This window comes from Pseudoalteromonas sp. NCCP-2140 (assembly GCF_023708065.1).
Lineage (GTDB): Bacteria > Pseudomonadota > Gammaproteobacteria > Enterobacterales > Alteromonadaceae > Pseudoalteromonas.
Window position 1 is genome coordinate 16,902 of record NZ_BRCZ01000008.1, and the last position, 21,292, is coordinate 38,193.

At 42.7% G+C, this 21,292-nt stretch carries 19 protein-coding genes; 9 read left to right on the forward strand and 10 right to left on the reverse strand.

The window, feature by feature from the left end; translation table 11 throughout:
* Positions 1-1,328 precede the first annotated feature (1,328 nt).
* Complete coding sequence (locus NFU46_RS15195; protein ID WP_251602932.1) at positions 1,329-1,988, reverse strand: LiaF domain-containing protein; 660 nt, start codon at positions 1,986-1,988, stop codon at positions 1,329-1,331.
* Positions 1,989-2,316: 328 nt separating this feature from the next.
* Between NFU46_RS15195 and NFU46_RS15200 the strand changes: the two genes are divergently transcribed.
* From NFU46_RS15200 to NFU46_RS15210, 3 genes are all read left to right on the forward strand, one after another.
* Positions 2,317-2,883, forward strand: a complete 567-nt coding sequence (locus NFU46_RS15200) for a BON domain-containing protein (RefSeq protein ID WP_251602935.1) — start codon at positions 2,317-2,319, stop codon at positions 2,881-2,883.
* Between the two features lie 57 nt (positions 2,884-2,940).
* Complete coding sequence (locus tag NFU46_RS15205; RefSeq protein WP_064971745.1) at positions 2,941-3,099, forward strand: YqaE/Pmp3 family membrane protein; 159 nt, start codon at positions 2,941-2,943, stop codon at positions 3,097-3,099.
* Between the two features lie 253 nt (positions 3,100-3,352).
* Entirely contained in the window at positions 3,353-3,562 is a 210-nt protein-coding gene (locus NFU46_RS15210) for a hypothetical protein (protein WP_130167257.1), read from the forward strand.
* On the opposite strand, the gene NFU46_RS15215 is transcribed toward NFU46_RS15210, so the two are convergent.
* Positions 3,547-5,571 carry a methyl-accepting chemotaxis protein gene (locus NFU46_RS15215; RefSeq protein WP_175083213.1) on the reverse strand — a complete coding sequence of 675 codons (2,025 nt, stop codon included), beginning with the start codon at positions 5,569-5,571 and terminating at the stop codon, positions 3,547-3,549. The genes NFU46_RS15210 and NFU46_RS15215 overlap by 16 nt on opposite strands.
* A gap of 113 nt (positions 5,572-5,684) precedes the next feature.
* Here NFU46_RS15215 and NFU46_RS15220 point away from each other — a divergent pair, with 113 nt between their 5' ends.
* The gene (locus tag NFU46_RS15220; protein ID WP_251602938.1) at positions 5,685-6,455 is read left to right on the forward strand and encodes an NADP-binding protein; all 771 of its coding nucleotides are present in this window, start codon (positions 5,685-5,687) and stop codon (positions 6,453-6,455) included.
* Here the strand turns inward: NFU46_RS15220 and hutC are convergent, their stop codons facing one another.
* Entirely contained in the window at positions 6,456-7,163 is a 708-nt protein-coding gene (gene hutC, locus NFU46_RS15225) for a histidine utilization repressor (RefSeq protein ID WP_251602941.1), read from the reverse strand.
* Between the two features lie 142 nt (positions 7,164-7,305).
* Here hutC and hutI point away from each other — a divergent pair, with 142 nt between their 5' ends.
* Both hutI and NFU46_RS15235 read left to right on the forward strand, forming a co-directional pair.
* Positions 7,306-8,547 (forward strand): imidazolonepropionase, encoded by a 1,242-nt coding sequence (hutI, locus tag NFU46_RS15230; RefSeq protein ID WP_251602944.1) that lies wholly within the window; start codon positions 7,306-7,308, stop codon positions 8,545-8,547.
* A 121-nt stretch (positions 8,548-8,668) separates the two neighbouring features.
* Positions 8,669-10,351, forward strand: a complete 1,683-nt coding sequence (locus NFU46_RS15235) for a GGDEF domain-containing phosphodiesterase (RefSeq protein ID WP_251603102.1) — start codon at positions 8,669-8,671, stop codon at positions 10,349-10,351.
* Positions 10,352-10,491: 140 nt separating this feature from the next.
* On the opposite strand, the gene NFU46_RS15240 is transcribed toward NFU46_RS15235, so the two are convergent.
* Both NFU46_RS15240 and rraA read right to left on the reverse strand, forming a co-directional pair.
* A complete protein-coding gene (locus NFU46_RS15240; protein ID WP_251602947.1) occupies positions 10,492-11,541 on the reverse strand; it encodes a formimidoylglutamase in 1,050 nt (349 codons plus the stop codon).
* Between the two features lie 5 nt (positions 11,542-11,546).
* Complete coding sequence (rraA, locus tag NFU46_RS15245; protein ID WP_054552822.1) at positions 11,547-12,044, reverse strand: ribonuclease E activity regulator RraA; 498 nt, start codon at positions 12,042-12,044, stop codon at positions 11,547-11,549.
* A 212-nt stretch (positions 12,045-12,256) separates the two neighbouring features.
* On the opposite strand from rraA, the gene NFU46_RS15250 reads away from it, so the two are divergent.
* The 3 genes from NFU46_RS15250 (at position 12,257) to NFU46_RS15260 (ending at position 15,825) form a co-directional block, all read left to right on the forward strand.
* Positions 12,257-12,793, forward strand: a complete 537-nt coding sequence (locus NFU46_RS15250; protein ID WP_058583858.1) for a phosphatase PAP2 family protein — start codon at positions 12,257-12,259, stop codon at positions 12,791-12,793.
* Positions 12,790-13,839, forward strand: coding sequence for an MJ1255/VC2487 family glycosyltransferase (locus NFU46_RS15255; RefSeq protein WP_130167264.1), 1,050 nt, complete (start codon positions 12,790-12,792; stop codon positions 13,837-13,839). The genes NFU46_RS15250 and NFU46_RS15255 overlap by 4 nt, the downstream gene beginning before the upstream one ends.
* Before the next feature lie 105 nt (positions 13,840-13,944).
* On the forward strand, positions 13,945-15,825 hold the full coding sequence (locus NFU46_RS15260) for a methyl-accepting chemotaxis protein (RefSeq protein WP_251602950.1): 1,881 nt from the start codon (positions 13,945-13,947) through the stop codon (positions 15,823-15,825).
* A gap of 272 nt (positions 15,826-16,097) precedes the next feature.
* On the opposite strand, the gene NFU46_RS15265 is transcribed toward NFU46_RS15260, so the two are convergent.
* From NFU46_RS15265 to priA, 5 genes are all read right to left on the reverse strand, one after another.
* Entirely contained in the window at positions 16,098-16,472 is a 375-nt protein-coding gene (locus NFU46_RS15265) for a gamma-butyrobetaine hydroxylase-like domain-containing protein (protein ID WP_251602953.1), read from the reverse strand.
* A gap of 70 nt (positions 16,473-16,542) precedes the next feature.
* Complete coding sequence (gene hslU, locus NFU46_RS15270; protein WP_251602955.1) at positions 16,543-17,871, reverse strand: HslU--HslV peptidase ATPase subunit; 1,329 nt, start codon at positions 17,869-17,871, stop codon at positions 16,543-16,545.
* An 11-nt stretch (positions 17,872-17,882) separates the two neighbouring features.
* Positions 17,883-18,401, reverse strand: a complete 519-nt coding sequence (gene hslV / locus NFU46_RS15275; protein WP_054552816.1) for an ATP-dependent protease subunit HslV — start codon at positions 18,399-18,401, stop codon at positions 17,883-17,885.
* A gap of 80 nt (positions 18,402-18,481) precedes the next feature.
* Positions 18,482-19,009: an SPOR domain-containing protein gene (locus tag NFU46_RS15280; protein ID WP_054563328.1), complete on the reverse strand. Its 528-nt coding sequence runs from the start codon at positions 19,007-19,009 to the stop codon at positions 18,482-18,484.
* Positions 19,010-19,025: 16 nt separating this feature from the next.
* Positions 19,026-21,206 (reverse strand): primosomal protein N', encoded by a 2,181-nt coding sequence (gene priA, locus NFU46_RS15285; protein WP_251602957.1) that lies wholly within the window; start codon positions 21,204-21,206, stop codon positions 19,026-19,028.
* Positions 21,207-21,292 lie beyond the last annotated feature (86 nt).

Sequence of the window (21,292 nt, forward strand, 5' to 3'; positions counted from 1 at the left end):
CGCGAAAATATATTCACAAAGAGAAGTGAATGAGAAGAGAATGAGGAAGTGATAATAATGTTCTCTAAAGCGCAGCACCTCTTAGCCTCTTTGTGAGTTAAAGATCTTTTTCTAACCACAGAGAACACAGAGAGCACAGAGGAAAAGAATTTATAGCCATCAGCTTTCAGCTGTCAGTTTTGAGCCGAGCGGTGTTGTTTGTTGGTCAGGCATAGGTTGATGAAATGGTGTTGTATGTAAGACGCGCCAAGCAAGCGTGACGCCTACGGTTGATGTAGGCGTGAAATTTATTTCGCGCGAAAATATATTCACAAAGAGAAGTGAATGAGAAGAGAATGAGGAAGTGATAATAATGTTCTCTAAAGCGCAGCACCTCTTAGCCTCTTTGTGAGTTAAAGATCTTTTTCTAACCACAGAGGACACAGAGAGCACAGAGGAAAAGAATTTATAGTCATCAGCTTTCAGCCGTCAGTTTTGAGCCGAGCGGTGTTGTTTGTAGGTCAGGCATAGGTTGATGAAATGGTGTTGTATGTAAGACGCGCCAAGCAAGCGTGACGCCTACGGTTGATGTAGGCGTGAAATTTATTTCGCGCGAAAATATATTCACAAAGAGAAGTGAATGAGAAGAGAATGAGGAAGTGATAATAATGTTCTCTAAAGCGCAGCACCTCTTAGCCTCTTTGTGAGTTAAAGATCTTTTTCTAACCACAGAGGACACAGAGAGCACAGAGGAAAAGAATTTATAGTCATCAGCTTTCAGCCGTCAGTTTTGAGCCGAGCGGTGTTGTTTGTAGGTCAGGCATAGGTTGATGAAATGGTGTTGTATGTAAGACGCGCCAAGCAAGCGTGACGCCTACGGTTGATGTAGGCGTGAAATTTATTTCGCGCGAAAATATATTCACAAAGAGAAGTGAATGAGAAGAGAATGAGGAAGTGATAATAATGTTCTCTAAAGCGCAGCACCTCTTAGCCTCTTTGTGAGTTAAAGATCTTTTTCTAACCACAGAGGACACAGAGAGCACAGAGGAAAAGAATTTATAGCCGTCAGCTTTCAGCTTTCAGTTTTGAGCCGAATTGTGTTGTTTGTTGGTCAGGTATAGGTTGATGAAGTGGTGTTGTATGTTCGACGCGCCAAGCAAGCGTGACGCCTACGTTTGATGTAGGCGTGAAATTTATTTCGCGCGTTATCTTATTATATTGCGCGATGTAAAACTGCGGCTACGATAACTCGCACCTAGCACCTAGCACCTAGCACCTAGCACCTAGCACCTAGCACCTAGCACCTAGCACCTAGTATTTCGCATCTCGCATCTCGCACCTCGCAACTGTTACCGCACTTTATTCATTTCTTTCCAGCTGGCTTTTAGGCTGTTGGCAAAGCTGATGAACTTTTCTTTCATGGTACGTTTAACTGAAATCTCGACTGAGCCTAGCCATACATTACCTTCAATGGTGATGGTTGGGCCTTGGCCTTTGTTTAAGGCGACTGATTTGTTCTCTACGCTGCCAATCACGCTAAATAATTTAGATACCACATTTACATGTTCTGGTACGTAGATTTCGTCGTTTCCTAAAATACAGTTCACGTAAATGGTGACGTGCTGATGTTGGAAAATTGCTTCGCTAAAGTCGAGTTCGATTGAACCTAGGCAGTTTGTAAGGTGAATTTCTTTTGGTACTACCCATTGGCCGCTGCGCTCATTTGAACCCAAAATACTCCTAAGCTGCAGGCTTTCGTTGTCGCTGCTGTGGCTGTAGTGAGGTTTAAATTGCGCATGCTTATGCGATTTGTAGTCAATATCCGCCTTCAGATCTAAATCAGCAACCAGTTCAACCAGTACTTCGTTGTTGGTGGCTGCCATTGCCTGGTCTAGGCGGCGTTCGAATGCTTCGGCTGAAATAACAGCATGACTGTAGTTATAAATGAGTTGATCAATGACTTCTTCTCTTACTTGATCGATTGGGCGATCTTCAAGTTTAACGGCCATGGTAGTTCCCTGTTGTGATTTTAAAGGCGATTTTTAGTTATTAATTACAAAGCAAGCCTTAGGCCAAATTTTATTTTTATATAAATCAATGGCTTGTGTTTTTTGCTGATTAGCAACTTCGTTAAATTAACCACAGATTAATAAAATCAGCAACTAAATGGTTATTTTTGCAACATCGTGAACTTCTTACCGAGCAGCTTGTAAATCTTTACCTAAATGAATATAAATAGGCGCTGAATGACTGGTTAACCTGCTGAAAATAAACAAGTAAATAGTTGGCATTATAGTCGCATTAGTAAAAGTGTCTTTAATCAAAAGGAGAAAGATTATGAACACTTTTAACAAATCTATGATTGCCGCTTTAGTAATAGGTGCAACTAGCATGTCAGCTCAGGCAAGCAGCTGGGAAAATGAAAGTAAAGATGCTTGGATTGATGGTAAGGCAGAAACTGTGCTTCTTATGAACACAAACCTTAACAACTTTGACATCAACACTGATGTAACGAATGGCAAGGTTGTACTTACAGGTAAAGTTGATAGCGAATTAGATAAAGAGCTTGCTGAAGAGCTAGTTCTTAGCCTAGACGGTGTTAGCTCTGTTGATAACAAACTAACTGTTGTTAAAAACATGAAAGCTAAGCACATGAAATCAGACAAAGCTGATTCAGCAGAAAGCGACTTAACCGACGCAAAAATCAGTACTGTAATCACGACACGTTATTTATTTAACTCAGAAGTAGGTGGTACAGACATCGATGTTGATACCGACATGGGTGTAGTAACACTAAAAGGTACTGTTGAGTCTGATGCAGAAAAGCAATTAGCAATCAGCATTGCTGAAAACGCTGAAGATGTTCGCAAAGTAATCGATGAATTAACGATTGTTGCTGAATAATAGCAAGCCCTATATAGCCCAGCTTTGGCTGGGCTTATCTTATTCAAGGAGTGAGTCATGGATTTAATACGTATTATTTTATCGGTTTTAATTCCACCTCTCGGCGTATTTTTACAGGTAGGTTTAGGTGCGCAGTTCTGGATTAATATTCTTTTAACCTTATTAGGGTACATTCCAGGTTTGATTCATGCTGTGTATATCATCGCTAAGCGATAATCACCGCATTAATCTACAAGGATGGGTAATGGAGCACAGCAAGGAAGGGCTGTAGGAGTAACGGACGATAAACCGCAAGGAGTTTACAGTATGGATAATGTAACTACGCACAAAGGACAACAAGGAAGTAACAAGGCGTTATGGAGTAGCGCACAATGGCAACGCTTTATGGATAAAGTAAATGGAGATGATAGCAAGGAATAAGCTTAGGCAGGAGCCAAACAGGATGAAGCTAGCGTAAGGAGGAGACTATATGGAACAAGTACAAACGCAACCAATACAAGGATTGACCGACAAAGGAGTTGCTTTATGGAACAAGCAACAGTGGCACGAATTTATGGAACACGCGAAAGCGGTTGCGCCACGACTAACAGGGAAGGCTGACGATAAAAACCCGATGTCATCTTCAGGTGACATCGGGTTTTTAACTACTTCAGCAATTTATCTTTATAACTTAAATTGATTCACAGTCTTATTTAAAGCGGCTGCCAATTCATTCAAATCACGTGCTTCATCCGCCAATTCATGGGCATGATCCGCAGTGCTATTCACTAAGTGATTAATTGCTGCCAAGCTATTGTTAATATCTTCTGCAACCACCGTTTGCTGCTCAGTCGAAGTCGCAATTTGATGACTTTGATCTTGCACATTTGTCACAGATTGCGCGATATCTTGTAGAGCTTGCAATACAATTTGTGTTTGCTCAACTGAGCCTTCAGCACGCTCTTGACCTTGTTGCATCATAGTCGATGCTTGTTGGGCAATTTGCTGTAAACGGCTGATCATGTTGCGAATATCATCTGTTGATTCTTGCGTTCTGCTTGCTAGTGAGCGAACTTCATCAGCAACAACTGCGAAGCCTCGACCTTGCTCGCCAGCACGGGCTGCTTCTATCGCCGCGTTTAGTGCGAGTAAGTTGGTTTGCTCTGCAATTGAGTTGATAACATCAACTACCGCGCCAATGTTGCCACTTTCTTGTTCAAGACCCGCAACCACTTTAGACGCTTCACCAATATGGCTTGCAAGGGCGGTCATGACTGACTGAGCTTGAGTAGAACGTTTCGTACCGTCAACGGTAATGGTTTGCACTTCTTCAGCGGCATTATTGGTGTGCTGGGCATTACGCGAGATTTCCATCACTGTAGACGCCATTTCGGTTACCGCCGCACTAACACTATCAACTTGCTGCTTTTCTTGCTGAATTTCATCGTTGGTTTTTTGCGATACAATTTTTAACTGGCTCGCAGCTTGGCTTAGTTGCTCAGCCTGCGCAGCAGTATTAAGCATCATTGCACGAAGTTTATCGATGAAGGTATTCATGTGATGAGCAAGTTGGCCCACTTCATCATTACTCTTGATTTCGATTTTCTGTGTTAAATCGCCATCACCTGATGCGATATCACGCATGATGTAAGTTAGCTTAGTCAGCGGCTTGGTGATCATTTGCGTGGCCCAGAAGATCATCGCAATGATAATCGCAAGAATGATGATCACTGAGGTTGTGGTTGTCATCACCGCATCATTTACTGGTTCATCAATCATACTGGTTGGAATTAAAATACCCACGTACCAATCAAGGTAAGGGGTTTCTAACTCAAGGCGGTTGTATACAACGTAATATTGCTCACCTTTGAAAGTAACAAAGCTGCTGCCATCTTTTTGGCTTTTCATCGCGCGGTTTAATTCGCTAAAGCCTGATGTGTCGCTAAATTGTTTTTCAAGAGCATCTAGGCCTTCTTTGCCATTCGGACCTTCGTCAGTCACAGATAGCTTGTGGCCAGTGCGCTTAGATAAGTGCACAACCTTTTGATTGCCATCAAGTAAGAAACCAAAGCCTTGGCCATTAAAGCGAATTTCTTCAACCATGTCGTTGATATTATTTAGCTGTAAATCAACACCACCAAAGCCTATTAGTTTGTTTTGTTTATAAACAGGCTGTTGTACAACTGCAGAGGCATTACCTGTGGTTAAATCCACAGAAATTGGGCCTACATAGAGTTTGTTGATCTTTAAAGCATCTTGCCACCAACCACGTTTGTAAGCGTAGTAAGGTTGGCCATTATAATGAGTGGTTCGCTCGTTTTCTTTGAAGTACTCACCTGTTGTTGCAGATGCAAAGAAGGCAGATAAGATGTTGTCATCGTTGCCACTGATACGCACAAAATCTTGATTAACGCTGTCGTATCCAGGTTGGTTATCAAGACTTTGATCACGTTCAGTCCAATTGTCGAACCAATTCACTAAATGCGGATTTGTAATGAAGGTTTGAACCACTTTACCGTATTTGGCAAAGTAACCTTGCATTGAAAGTCGTTCACTCTGTAAATAGCTGTCGGCTTCGCGTTGAATAGCTTGGCGCGATAGGTCAGCAATATGGCTAACAAAAAAACTAGACGCGATGATCAGTAGTACACTTATCGTCCCGCCGATGAGTAGTAATATTTTTTTACGTAAAGAGAGGTTATTTAACATAGATGCACGTGTTTTTATTATCGGGTAGAGTTATCTATCTAATCATATTTGCACCCAAATCGCTATACCGTTAAGCGAACGTTAATAATAAATACTATGAGGTTGTTGGATAAATGAGTAATGAAAATAATAAACTAGTCGTTTTAGGTGCAGGTTGGCTTGGTAGTGCGCTTTGTGTTGAGGCAAAAAAATTAGCATGGCAAGTGCAGGGTACACACCGTAGTAGCGAGCACGAACATGACTTTCAGCGCCAGTTTGCGCTTGAAGGTACAGTGCTTAAACACGATGTTTCACTTGAAGATGCATGGTGGGTGTGTGCAATTCCACCGCGTAGTCGCAGCTCAGAAAGTAATTATTTAGCTACTTTGCAAGCAGGGCTTGAGCTTGCCAAGCAACTAAATTGCAAAGGCTTTATTTTATGTTCTTCGACGGGTGTTTACCCAACTGACAATGGTCATTACGACGAAAGCACAACAATTAATTGCCAATCAGCGCGCCAGCAACTGCTATTTGATGCTGAGCAGTTAGTGCTAAATGCCGGTGGTAAAGTATTGCGTTTAGCGGGCCTTGTTGGTCCTGGGCGCGACCCAGGTAAGTTTGTTGCAGGTAAAGAGCTGTCTAGCTCAAGTCAGCAAGTGGTAAATATGGTACAGCAGCAAGATGTGATAGCGGCGATTTTTTCTGTAATTGGAAACTGGTCAAGCGCGAGCAGCATTTATAATGTGGTCAATCCGGCGCATCCAACAAAAGCAGATTACTACCAGCAAAAATGTGCTGAGCAGGGTAATCAGCCACCGACATTTACTAGCCATGATAAAGGCGAGCGCCTCATTGATGGCTCGGCGATTGAGTCACTGAATTTTCGTTATCAAGCGCCTATTTAGCTACTTTTTAAAAGTAAGGTGGCCGCCTAGTCGGTATTTACTGCCCGGCGAAACTAAGCGGGCAAAGCTTACAATACCTTGCGATGACCAAGTTCGGCGGATCACTTGTAAGCATGGCTCTTCGTTGTACAGGTTGAGCCATTCACACATTTCTTGATTAGGCATAATCGCTTCAACCGTATGGCGAGCCTCGGTAAGCGGGGCGCTTTGCGATAAGTATTCGTGGGGTGTTAGGCTGTGAAAATCTTGTTGTAAGTAGTCTTTAGCAAGAGCGGGGTTCACAAAGCGTTCTTCAACTTGCAGAGGTTGCTCGTTTTCATTGTGCACAATCACACTTCGATAAACATGACTGTCGACCTCGACACCCAAAGCAATCGCGATGGGGGCAATAGCGCTGATTGATTCCATCACTAAAATCGTACAACTGTAGTTACTGTTGCGCGCTTTAACTTCATCGGCAATGTTTTTGATTTCTAGTAACGATGATTGTGATTTGAAGCTGGCAACAAAAGTACCTTGCCCTTGGCTGCGGGTTAAAATACCGGCATCGGTTAACTCACTAAGTGCACGCCTAGCCGTCATACGGCTAACTAGAAATTGACTGGTAAGTTCGTTTTCTGAAGGGACACGGTCGTTTTCTTGCCATTCTCCCGATTGAATATTTTCCAGAATGAATTCTTTTATTTGCGCAAACTTAGGGACGCTCATTATGAAAAGTTTATTTATAAGTTAACAGTGTGTTACAAGGTGACATAATTTTCTTGTATATACAAGATGAGTTGATAAACTTTAAGCAAATTTAAATTTAGGCTCATACTGAGCCTTTAGCAAGCATCAAGATAGGTGAAAAATGCACACAACCAACAATGATCAAGCGCTCTGGGATTTACTGATCACAGATGCCAATATCGCCACAATGGATCCTGCTGTTGATGCACCCTACGGCACCATTGAAAATGCAGCTATTGCCGTTAAAGATGGCAAAATTGCTTGGTTAGGTGCACAAACCGATTTACCTGATTTTGATGCATTAGCAACGCCAACTGTATCTGCAAAAGGGCAGTGGTTAACACCTGGGTTAATTGATTGTCACACTCACTTAGTGTTTGCCGGTAGCCGCGCAGAAGAATTCGAGCAGCGTTTGCAAGGTGTTAGCTACGAACAAATCGCTGCAAACGGTGGCGGTATTGCAAGCACCGTACGTGCAACTCGCGAAGCCGACCACGAAACACTGTTTGTTAGTGCTAAAGAGCGCTTAAATGCGCTATACGCAGAAGGCGTGACGACTGTCGAGGTTAAATCTGGCTATGGTCTTGATTGCGAAAACGAAATTAAACTACTCGAAGTAGCTCGTTTACTCGGCGAGAACCACCCGGTTGATGTTAAAACCACGTTTTTAGGTGCTCATGCATTACCGCCTGAATATAAAGGCCGTAGCGATGAGTACATTGATTTAGTGTGCGGTGAGATGCTTGACCGTGTTGTTGAAGCTGGTTTAGCTGATGCGGTTGATGCTTTTTGTGAAAACGTTGGCTTTAGCAACGAGCAAACTCGCCGTGTGTTTGAAGCGGCTAAAAAGCACAATTTACCGGTTAAGTTGCACGCTGAGCAGTTATCTAATCAACATGGCGCAGAGCTCGTTGCAGAATTTAATGGCTTATCGGCAGATCATATTGAACACTTAGATGAAGCTGGCATTCAAGCAATGGCCAAAGCGGGCACAGCAGCGGTATTGTTACCAGGTGCATTTTACTTTTTACGCGAAACAAAGTATCCGCCAATTGAACTACTGCAGCAGTACCAAGTTCCGATCGCCATTTCAACAGACTTCAACCCTGGAACTTCACCATTATGTTCATTGCACTTAATGATGAATATGGCGTGCACTATTTTCCGTATGACACCAGAGCAAGCATTAGCTGGCGTAACACGAAACGCCGCGGGTGCGTTAGGTCTAGATGATCGTGGTGTGTTAAAAGTGGGGGCTCGTGCTGATATTGCTCATTGGCAAATATCCCACCCGGCACAATTAAGTTACCAATTCGGCGTAAATAAACTGTTAAATCTGTGGATTTTGGGTAGACTTAGTTAGATAAGTTTTATTACGCAGTTTGGATTACATGTCATTGATTTTTAGTTTAGCGAGTAGTAGCACGCAACTCGTAAATTTAACAAGTGATGTAGTACCAGTGTTTTTAGCTGGTAGCGTTTTTATGGCAATGATCTGTGCCCTATGCGTAACCCAAAACCCTATTTTAAGACTAAGCCTAGTCGTTAATGGCGTACTAGGTTTAGCTATTTTAAGCTTAGGATTACCTTGGCTGGTGATCTTACTTGCTTTAGCTTTATGTTTTCATTTATGGCAAGCATTTCGCACCACTAATTGGCTTGCCATAATATTGAGTGTCTCTGCCGCAATTTCGTTCGCGGTTTTATACTCTGCCCATCTATTACTCGACACAGCCTTATATTGGCTTGTTTTCTCGGTAGTTATTTTATCTATTTCAGGCTTTTTTAATTACGAAGAGCCCGAAGAAGATGAGCAGGTTGAAGTAGAACCGCTCCATAACGATGACTTAGATGCCGCTCCACTGACTGGTTTACCAGACCGTAATGCACTTAGAAATAGCTTTGTTGCATGGACTGAAGAGCACTCAGCAAACTGCGCACTAGTGATGATCCGCCTTGAAGGTTTTAACGATGTTAACCAGCATATTGGTCGTGACTTTGGTGATTTATTATTAGCGCAATCGGCCACACGTATTAAACAGCAACTCAGTGTTGATGCCGTGCTGAGTATGACAAGTAACACCGCAAATACTGAAAAATTAGCGCATTTAGGGGGCTTAAACTTTGCGTTTATTTGCTCACTCGAAGAGCAAAAACACCTTCATGAACAGCTGATCAGTCAAATTAGGCAAGTCACATTAAAGCCATTCAACGTTGCTAATTGTACGATTGAAGTAAAAGTGCGCGCCAGTTACGTGAACTGTGACGAACCAGAATACAGCTTCGAAAACTTAATTTCATTTGCCAACCTTGCCCTTGATTCAAACCCTGAGCGAGAAATTGTGCCTTATCATCCGCAAATGATGATCGAGCAATTAGAGCAACAAGCACGTCTACGCGAATTAGCTCACTTAGATTTTGCCAGCGAACTTGAGCTTTATTTTCAGCCAGTTATTCGTAACAGCGACGAGAAAATTGAGTTTTTAGAATTGCTGCTACGTTGGCAGCATCCTAAGCAAGGCATTCTTTCGGCTAACAAGTTCATTGATGATATTCGTGTCGCTGGCCTAAGCTACCCTGTGGCAGCATATGTTATTGAACGTGCTGCTGAGCTTGCTATGGCACTGCGTATGGAAGGTATTGAACTGCCTCTTAGTATTAACGTGTTTGGCCCAGAAATGCTGCACGAAGAGTTTATTGAATTTGTTGACCGCATAATGACTGAGCACCGCTTAGAACCGGGTGATTTAATCATTGAATGTCCACTCGATTTATTTATGGGCTTAGATGACCAAGGTAAAGCCATGGTAGCAAGGCTAAATAGTATTGGTATAAAGCTGTGTATCGATGGTTTTGGTGATACACCTGTTTGGCTTGCTAAGCTGCCTAACCTTAATGTTGAGTATATTAAAGTAGCAGCATCGCTGACCGCTGATTTTGCCCATCAAAGTCAAGTGCGCAGCCTAGTCTCTGGCATGGTGGATATGCATAATCAAAATAATGCCAAGGTGATTTGTGAAGGGGTAGAAACCCTAGAGCAACTTAAATTTGTTAAGTCATTGAACACCTACGCCGCTCAGGGTTATTACTTTAATTACCCGCTTAGCAGTGTAGGCATGATGTCGTGGTTAAAACAGTGGCGGTTAGAGCATCAGGGGGAAAGTTAGCGCTGTCAGATTGACAGTTAGCGAGTTGCTAGGGGAAAGAGTAAAGTTAGCGAACGGCTTGACTAAGATGGTGGGCTGTTTAGAGTTTACTCTTTCTAACTTTACTCTTTCTAACTTTCCCCTTTCTAACTTTCCCCTTTCTAACTTTCCTCTCTCGCCTGCAAATACGCATTCACAAGGGCGGTGATTATTTGGCCAGCGTCATTCATGCCTGCTTCTAAACCTACCGGGTGTTGCGATGGGGCGCCTTCGCATAAATGTAGATAGCAAGCAGTTGTTTGGCTAGCAGCTAAATGCACAAAATGTTCTGCATCACTCACACTAAAGCCACAGTTGGTGTATGCACTAACCGGCATTAACGAAATGCTGTCTAGGTCGACTTCGACTCCAAGCGGTGCATTATCAAACTGCGCTAATGCGTGTTTACATGCTGAAGATAAATCGACTTTACGACGTACTTGAATATCTTGGTAACTATCAAACGTGAAGTTTGCGCTTGTCAGGGCATTCATAATCGCTTGGTTATTTTTAAATTCGTGTAAACCCATCACATGGTAGTCAGCGAGGTGGTTTTCGCTGTAAGCATATCTAAAACCATTACCGCTATGACGGCCTTCACACTCTCTGAAGTCAGCATGAGGGTCTAAGTTGATAGCGTTGACTGGTTTGCCATGTTGCTTACTAAGGGCGCGTAAAATACCTAAGCAGTTATTATGGCCGCCACCAATCACAATTGGCTCAAGGCCAGCTGCAAAAATCATCGCAAGCACTTGCTCAACGCGGGTGTCTATATCAGCGCATAATTCACGTAGTTTGGCTAAGTCGGCGTCGTTTTTATTATTAAGGTCAGCAGCTTGTTGGTTTAAGTCATCAAGGGCCACTTCGCCGAGTAGCAACACGCGCTCGTGATTTAAAAATTGGTTATGCGTTTGGTTTAAAAAGCGTTTTAAAAATGCTTGCCACGCTTGCCATGAACCACCGTTACCTAAGTTAGCGCGAGGGCCAATATCTTCACATATGCCAACTAATACATAGCGAATACCGAAGTGTTTTGCATCGATGAGTGCTTGTGGGGCGTTAACTTGAGTGTCGAGAAGGGCAAGGGCTTGCCAAGCTTTAAGTTCGTTAGCGCGGCGAGCACATAAGTGCTTTACCGCCGCTTCATCATAAATTTTAAGGTAGTTTGTCACCGAGATTAGTCTTCTATTATTTCTAACTCTAATTCTTCAGCAGATAATATAATACCGGTGCTATCAGCGTAAACAAAGTCGTCATCAAAGAAAGAGACGCCTGCGAAGTTAACGCCAATGCCATCTTCACCTGCGCCTTCGCTATCGGCAGCAACAGGAATAGAGGCGATTGCTTGAATGCCTAAGTCTAGCTCTTCAAGTTCATCAACATGGCGAATTGCACCGTAAACGATAATGCCTTGCCAGTTGTTTTCTAATGCGATTTCAGCCAGCTCTATATCAATAAGGGCGCGTCGGGTTGAACCACCACCATCAATCAATAACACGCTGTCGGTGCCATCGGTTGATAAAATTTCGCGGATCAGCTCGTTATTTTCAAAGCATTTAACGGTTTTTACTCGACCACTAAAGCTTGGGCGTCCACCAAAATTGATAAACATTGGTTCGAGCACATCAACCACATCTGCAAAGTGGTCGCATAAATCAGAAGTGCTGTAATCCATTTTTTCATCCTCTAAAGAGACTGTCTGTTTAGTACTCAGTATACCCTGATACAACTCAATAACAACGACTTAATAGCGGATTATTGGTTTAAATCAAAGGAATTTCGCCATCGCAACATTAGTGTCTCAAAAGCGTCACCTAATTGTTATTTTTAGCGCCTAAGCTGATATGAGTATAAAAATTAGACGCAAAGTATGACAAGGAGCTCACCATGGCAAACAACATACTTACTAAATTGGCTAAAGTGGATGAACAGCTGTTTTTAAGTGTATTCAACGACGCTTCGCCAATTTGGCTTAGAAGATCAGCGCTTGGCTTTTCGAAAAGCGGCGATGGCGGACTTTACGTGGTGTTGTTTCTTGGGTTTTGGTGGTTCACCGAGCAGCTGCACTTTCAACAACTGGCGATGAGTATATTGGTGGGCTTTGCTATTGAGCGACCTATTTACTTTTTAGCTAAAAAGCGCATCGCGCGGGTTAGACCCTGCGACTGCTTAGTGCAAGGCGCGTATTTGGTGCCGAGCGACCAATTTAGCTTACCGTCGGGGCATAGTGCAGGGGCATTCGTGGTAGCGACGATTTTGACTATCTATTTTCCAGAATTTGCTGTGCTGTGGCTAATGTGGGCATCAGGGGTGGCGGCATCTAGAGTGATTATTGGTGTGCATTACCCTGCTGATGTGGTGATTGGCGCAGTGATGGGTTCAAGTTGTGCAGTATTAGCTGTAATGGTGGTGGGATCTATATGAGAATTTTGTACGGTATTCAAGGTACGGGTAATGGCCATATTACTCGAGCTCGAGTAATGGCAACGACCTTTAAAGCATTAGGCGTCGATGTTGACTATGTGTTTTCGGGTCGTAAAGAGCAAGACTACTTTGATATGGATGACTTTGCTGATTACCGAGCTTTTCGAGGTTTGTCGTTTACCAGCAAATCGGGGCAAGTTGATAGCTTTAAAACATTAAAAAATGCGCGCCCATTGCAGCTTATAAAAGATATTAAAAATCTTGATTTACGTCACTATGACTTGGTGTTTAATGACTTTGAGCCGATTACCGCTTGGGCTGCTAAACAGCAAGGCATCCCTGTTATTGGTATGAGCCACCAAGCGGCATTTTTATCTGATAAAGTGCCGATGTTTGGCCGAGCTTTTTTTCGTCGTGCGCTGATCCGTAATTATGCGCCAGCGAGTGTTTATTTAGGGGTGCATTGGCAGCCTTATGCAGAAAACATCATTCCTCCATTTATTGCAAATCATCACCATGATAACCCGGTGATGGTCGAAAATAAGGTGTTGGTGTATCTACCTTTTGAGAATTTAGACAGTGTGGTCGACTACCTTAAAGACTTTCCTGAGCGTGAGTTTTACTGTTATCACCCAGATGCGCAAGATTGTTCAATCGGAAATATTCATCTGCGAGCGCCTTCACGCGTTGGCTTTTTAAATGATCTCGCTAATGCTGGTGGTGTAATTGGCAACGCCGGATTTGAACTTGCAAGTGAAGCGTTGCAATTAGGTAAAAAGTTATTGTTAAAACCACTTGGTAAACAGTTTGAGCAGGGGATTAATGCGCAGACGCTATTGTCGATGGGAGCAGCCCATGTGATGAGCTATTTAAACCCCAATGCGATGGATGATTGGTTGCAATCGCCACAGAACAAAAAACTCAACTTTCCGAGCGATCCAGCGCCTTTGGTTGATTGGTTGCAAAAAAAACAATGGGAAAAGCTGGATAAATTGCATAAACATCTATGGCAACAGGTTGATTTAGAACAAAAACTGATTGTTTAAAAGTACCTTATATTGGAAAATGCGCGGCAAGTTTAACCACTTTTTATTAGCTGCTTTAAATAGTTTAGCTATACTTTAAATGCATGTTTCTATAAGGCACTTTGAATGAATGTATTACAAAACTTAACTATTAAGCGTCGTTTACAGTTAAACGCGCTCGTTGTTGGTCTTGCAATGATTGTGATGCTGTGTGTAATTATCTTTGAGTCGCGCATGATGCTAAAGCTCAACGAAACAATTCAAAATGCGGAGGAGCTCGACATTCATGAACTTGCGATGCGTAAACATGAAAAAAACTTTTTGTTTTACAAAGATGTCGATAGCCTTGAGCTTTTTGAAAAAGAGTATTCGCAGCTAAAAAATAAAATGGCGCGACTAGACGAGTTAGTGAAAGATTTGTCGATGGACTCATCTAAGCTAAATGAATTTAGACGTCTTGCGAAAACTTATTACGATGACTTCAATGAAGTTGTGGTACTACAAAAGAAAATAGGTTTACATCCTAAAGATGCACTTTATGGTGATTTACGTGGTGCGGTGCATCAAGTAGAAACATTATTAAGTGAGCGCGAAAACTATAAATTACTAACTTTAATGCTACAGCTTCGCCGTGCAGAAAAAGACTTTATGCTGCGCTTTGATTTAAAGTATATGGACAAGTTTGATGATTTAGTTGCTAGCTTTAGATCAGAGATAAAAAACGCAGGGTTCAATGCAAATTACGAAAACCAATTGCTTAGTTTGCTTGCGACTTATCAGAGTAAATTTAAAGTCTTAGTTGATGCACAAGTTGCCTTGGGCCTTGATTTAGAGTCAGGGGCACTCGGTGAGATGAAACGCAGTGTTGAGCTTAGTGATGCAATTGTCAGCCAACTAACCTCACAAACTAAAGAGTTTGTAGAATCTAGTGCTGCTAGTGCGCAGTTGATTGCCATTCTTGTGTTTATTATTGCGAGCATTTTAGTGATGTTATTAGTTTACTTTACTAGCCGCTCAATTATTCAGCCTATCGAACGTGTGTACCACACGATTAACGAGATTCGTCGCAATAACGACTTAAGTATGTCGATTACTCAATCAGGTAAAGACGAAATCACCACTATGACGGTCGACTTTAATAGCTTGATCAGTGATTTTAAAAAGTTAATTTACGAGGTTAATACAGCGCTAAGTACTCTTAACGTGGCAACAGAACATTTATCTGAAACGACTGCAGCAACTAGCTCAGGTATGCAAGAGCAGCTGCACGAAGCTGATATGGTTGCCACAGCTGCCACCGAAATGCAGGCGACGATTCAAGATATCTCACACAATACTGAAGCTGCAGCGAAAAAAGCTGAGTCGACTAACTTAAGCGCGCAGCAAGGTCGTTCTGAGGTTGAATCTACAGTGGTGCAAATTAACCACTTATCTGATTCACTCGGTAATGCGTCAAGCGTGGTGTCGCAGTTAGAAAAAGACGCTGAAACCATTGGCTCTGTACTTGATGTTATTCGTGGCATTGCTGAGCAAACAAACTTACTGGCACTCAATGCAGCCATTGAAGCGGCGCGTGCCGGTGAACAAGGCCGTGGCTTTGCGGTAGTAGCAGATGAGGTGCGCTCACTTGCGCAGCGTACCCAAGATTCAACGCAAGAGATCGAGAGTATCATTTCGACCTTACAAGGGCGTACGCAAGAAGTGGTAAGCATTATGCAGCAATGTCGTACGCAAGGTGGCGAAAGTGCAGCACAGGCAAGTAAAGCCGGTGAGTTACTACGCTCAATCACCGAAGATGTACAAACCATAATGGATATGAGTACTCACATTGCCACCGCAATTGATGAGCAAAGCCAAGTGGCTTCTGAGGTGAATAAAAACGTGGTACGCATTCGTGATATCGCTCAAGAGGCATCGGGCCACGCGGCGACTAATGCGCAAACCAGCGAAGAGGTGTCTGAGCAAGCACGTGTGCTCTACCAGGCAATCGATAAGTTTAAAGTTTAATCAGGCAATCGATAAGTTTAATAAATTAGCCTGTTGAAAAAAAAAGCGCGGTGACGGTGTCGTCATCGCGCTTTTTTGTTGTTTGGGTGTGTATACCGCGACAAGATTTTAATACCAATCCGCTTAATTAAGTAGTCTATTTTGAGGCAATAAAACCTCGTTGATAACAAGGCAAAAATTTCGTTATTTAGTTGTTCTAAATGAGAAATTTTTAACGCAGTTAGCGACAGGTTTAATCCCTCAAAATGATTAAGTATTATTGTGGGTTGGTATTAAGGCACAAACTTAATAGGCACGCTGTCTTTACTTGCTTCGTGCTCAGAGACTCTCGTTTGGTATTGCTGCCAAAGCTCATCATGGTTAGCTTGCAGCTCACTTAAATAGTGCCAGCTGAATAAACCGCTATTATGATTATCGCTAAACACCAGTCGAATCGCATAATGACCAACCGGCTCAATCTTGCTAATTCCCACTTGTTGCTTACCAAGTACGAGTTTCATAGGTTCATTGCCATGACCTTGTACTTCAGCTGAAGGTGAGTGAACACGCAAAAATTCAGCACTAAATTGAGCAAGAGTCTGATCATCAAAATGAACATCTAATACTTTGCTAACGCTGTGATAATGCACTTTAGTGACTTCTTTCATGTGAGCCTTACCTTATATAAACTAAAAAGCCTCCAATTGGAGGCTTTTAATTATAACGCTAATTTGTTGATTAAAGAATGAAGCGACTTAAGTCTTCATCTTCAACAAGTGCACCTAAATGCTGCTCAACGTAATTGGCATCAATTGTTAGTGTTGAACCTGCTTTTTCTGAGGCATCAAATGAAATTTCTTCCATTAGTTTTTCCATCACAGTGTGCAAGCGACGGGCACCGATGTTTTCGGTTTTCTCATTTACTTGCCAAGCTGCTTTTGCGATACGTTCAATGGCATCATCAGTAAACTCAACTTCAACTTGCTCTGTTTTTAACAGCTCACGTTGTTGCTCAGTTAATGAAGCATGAGGCTCAGTTAAGATACGTTTAAAGTCATCAGCACTTAGTGCTTCAAGCTCAACGCGGATTGGTAAACGACCTTGTAGCTCTGGGATCATGTCTGATGGTTTAGACATTTGGAATGCGCCAGATGCGATAAATAACATGTGGTCAGTTTTAACCATGCCATGTTTAGTGCTTACTGTTGAACCTTCGATTAATGGTAGTAAGTCGCGCTGTACACCTTCGCGGCTAACATCTGGGCCAGATGCTTCACCACGTTTACAGATTTTATCGATCTCATCGATAAACACGATACCGTTTTGCTCTACTGCGAAGATAGCTTGCTCTTTTAACTCTTCAGGGTTAACAAGTTTTGCTGCTTCTTCTTCAACCAATAGCTTAAACGCTTCTTTGATTTTTAGCTTACGCTTGCTGCGCTTATCGCCACCCATGTTTTGGAACATGCTCTGAAGCTGGTTGGTCATTTCTTCCATACCAGGAGGAGCCATGATCTCAACATTTGGCTGAGCTTGTGCAACATCGATATCAATTTCTTTATCGTCTAACTGACCTTCTCGTAATTTTTTACGGAAAGATTGACGAGTAGAAGAGTTCTCTTCTGTTTTTGACTCACCAAAGGTATCGCGTGCTGGTGGTAAAAGAGCATCTAAAATACGCTCTTCTGCCGCTTCTTCAGCGCGATGTTTGAATTTTTTGGTTTGCTGTTCACGCGTCATTTTAATTGAGATATCAACTAAATCGCGGATGATCGTTTCTACTTCTTTACCAACATAGCCCACTTCGGTGAACTTTGTTGCTTCAACTTTAATAAAAGGCGCATTAGCAAGTTTAGCTAGGCGGCGAGCAATTTCAGTTTTACCCACACCTGTTGGGCCAATCATTAAAATGTTTTTTGGCGTTACTTCTGCGCGTAAATCATCGCTCAGTTGCATACGGCGCCAGCGGTTACGTAGCGCGATTGAAACTGCTTTTTTAGCTTTAGCTTGGCCAATAATATGTTGATCAAGCTCGTGAACGATTTCTCTTGGCGTCATCTCAGACATGGCAGTTCCTATTACAATTCTTCAATAGTTTGGAAATTATTCGTGAATACGCAGATGTTGCCTGCAATAGTAAGGCTTTTCTCTACAATATCACGTGCACTTAGGTCGGTGTTTTCTAGTAGCGCTGTGGCTGCTGATTGCGCGAAGTTACCACCACTGCCAATCGCAATTAGGTCGTTTTCTGGCTGCACAACATCACCGTTACCTGTGATAATTAATGAAGCAGTTTCGTCTGCAACTGCTAATAGTGCTTCGAGCTTTCTAAGTGCACGATCACTACGCCAATCTTTGGCCATTTCTACGGCAGCTTTGGTTAAGTTGCCTTGGTGCATTTCTAGCTTGCTTTCAAATCGTTCGAAAAGGGTGAAGGCATCAGCAGTACCGCCAGCGAAACCAGCGATTACTTTGCCATTATAAAGACGTCGAACTTTGCGGGCGTTGCCCTTCATTACGGTGTTACCAAGTGAAACTTGGCCGTCGCCACCAATAACGACCTTGTCGTCGCGGCGTACACTTACAATAGTGGTCATGATTATTCCTCATCATCGAGCGGCAAGGCCGCTCGTAAAAAGCGATTGATGAGGTGTTTATATGGGTGAATGAACTAAAATCAAGTCCAAAGCCAAATTCCGCAGCCCATTATTTTGATGCGTTTAAGTTTATTCTTGTCACTTTCGGCTAAACGTTTGGTTTCGTATGGGCCTAAGCGCACTTTATACCAAACACCATTGCTGCCTTGTGTTTTCTTAACTTCGGCCACTAAGCCGGCAAAAGCGATTTTAGCTTTTAATGTTTGTGCTTGCTCTAATGTTCTAAAAGAGCCGCATTGCATTACATATGGACCTTTTTGTTCAATCTCTTTTACTTCAACCTGAACTTCGTGCTCTTTAATTTCTTTGATAAATTCAGGTGTCTTAGGTGGTGGAATAACTACTTCTTCTTTTTTAGTCGGGTTTGCTTGCTGCTCTACTAACTCAGGATCAGCATTATGTTTGATATACCATAGGCCGTAACCAAACCCGCCTACTAAGATAAGCGCAATTAAAACAAGAATAATAGGGAAAGGCTTTTTCGCCGGGGCTTGTTTTTTATTATTTCGATTTGCTGGTTTTTTATTTATGTAATCGTGTTGTGCCATGACTCTTAATTGGCCTTTAAATCATATCTATAGGATCAACATCTAAGCTCCAACGCACCTTTTGCGCTAATTTACTGGTACTTATATAGTCGACCATTTGCGCTAAATATTGGTGTAAGTGGGAGCGTTCCTGCGCCTGAATATGTAACTGAAAGCGATATTTACCTGCTACACGTTCCAGTGGTGCAGGTATCGGACCGAGCAATTGTATACCAGATACGTTATGGACAGGAACCAAATCAGTTAAAAAATCCATCACTTGATTTATGTTATGTCCTTCGGCACGAACCATAGCCATATTGGTGACTGGCGGAAGCTGCGCGTCTTCTCGCTCTGTGAGTGCATAACGGGCAAAATCTTGGTAACCATTATTAACTAAGTCTTGCAGTAGCGGGTGCTCAGGAAAGTGAGTTTGTAATAACACTTGCCCAGGTTCACCACTTCGACCTGCGCGGCCTGCGACTTGTGTAACAAGTTGCGCTAAATGCTCTGTGGCGCGAAAATCACACGAATATAATCCACTGTCGACATCTAGGATTAAAACAAGGCTAACATCGGCAAAATGGTGGCCTTTTGCCAACATTTGCGTGCCAACTAAGATACGCGCACCGCCTTGGTTAATATCATCAAGGGCTTTTTCTAAGTTGCCTTTACGACGAGTTGAATCTCGGTCAATACGACTAATCGGAATGTCAGGGAAGGTTTGTGTTAAAAACTCTTCGATTTGTTCAGTGCCTTTGCCATTTGGAAAAATCTGCGTACTGCCGCAATCCGGGCATTGATGAGGGACCTGATGTTGTTCACCACAGTGGTGACAAATCATCTGGCCAATGGCTTTATGAAAGGTTGCACTGGTACTACAACGTGAGCACTCACTTAGCCAGCCACACTCATGGCATATAAGGGTAGGCGAAAAACCACGACGGTTTAAAAACACCATCACTTGCTTACCACGTTCTAAATGTTGGCGCATATAAGCAAGGCTGGCATGGGCAATCCCTGCTTGCTCAGGCTGACCTTTCATATCCATTAAGTGGAACTGGTTATCGGTGCTGGTTTGGGCCCGTTCAGTGAGGCTCAACAGCTGATATTTGTTATTAATTGCCTTATGTAAGGTCTCAAGTGCCGGTGTGGCACTGCCTAGAACGAGCGGAATATTATGTTGGTATGCTCTATAAGCGGCTAGGTCTCTAGCATGATAGCGTAGTGTATCTTGTTGCTTAAACGAGCTGTCGTGCTCTTCATCAACGATGATCATGCCAAGAGATAAAAAGGGCAAGAAAATACTCGAACGTGTGCCGATCACTATAGCGCAGCTGCCTTTTTCACAAAAACGCCAAGTCTGTAAGCGTTCGTTATCTGTTAGAGCTGAGTGCCATAGCATAATCGGGGTATCAGGAAAGCGACGACGAAAACGATTAACCGTTTGTGGTGTTAAGCCAATTTCAGGCACTAATACTAAGGCTTGCTGACCTTTTTTGAGTACTTCTTCTAGGCATTGCAAATACACTTCGGTTTTACCGCTTCCGGTAACCCCTTCAAGCAAAAAGCTGGTAAAGCCACGAGCTTGGTTAATGCTGGTGCAGGCAACAGCTTGCTCTTTATTAAGCACTGGTTTGCTACCAACACTCGGCGCGCGTTGCTGCCATTGGTTATCATGTTCAATAAATTGAGTGATCAGTTCTTTATCGAGCAGACTGTCGATGGTTTTTTTGGTAAATCCGAGTGCTTTTAATTCTGTAACCGATGATTTGCCTGATTCGGCTAGCTGTTTTAATAAACTCAACTGGGTTTTTGCTTTCAGCGACGGCAGCTTTGCACCTTTATCGGTCAGCTCAACCATGTTAATGCTGGTTTTATCTGGGCATTCGCCTTGTCTTAATGCAGCCGGAAGTGCCGTATGAATGGTCTCGCCCAATGGGTAACAGTAGTAGCGTGCTGTGAATTTTAGTAATGCTAAGTGTTGCTCAGATAACACTGGCGTGTCGTCTATAACATCAATAATCGGCTTGATTTTGTCAGCGGGAACATCGGTTGATGTTTTAAGAGCCAAGACCACGGCAACCTTTTTTTGGCTACCAAATGGCACGCGAACGCGCATACCTGGCTTTAACTCAGGGCTATGCAGCAGCTGTTCAACTTTATAATCGAAGGTACGCTGTAAAGGGACTTTTATGGCAACTTCTACAAAGTGCATAACAACTCAACTGAAACAAAGATAGAAAGATAATGTACTAAAATTGCAGTTAAAAACCTACCAACAAATACTGAACAACAGACCAC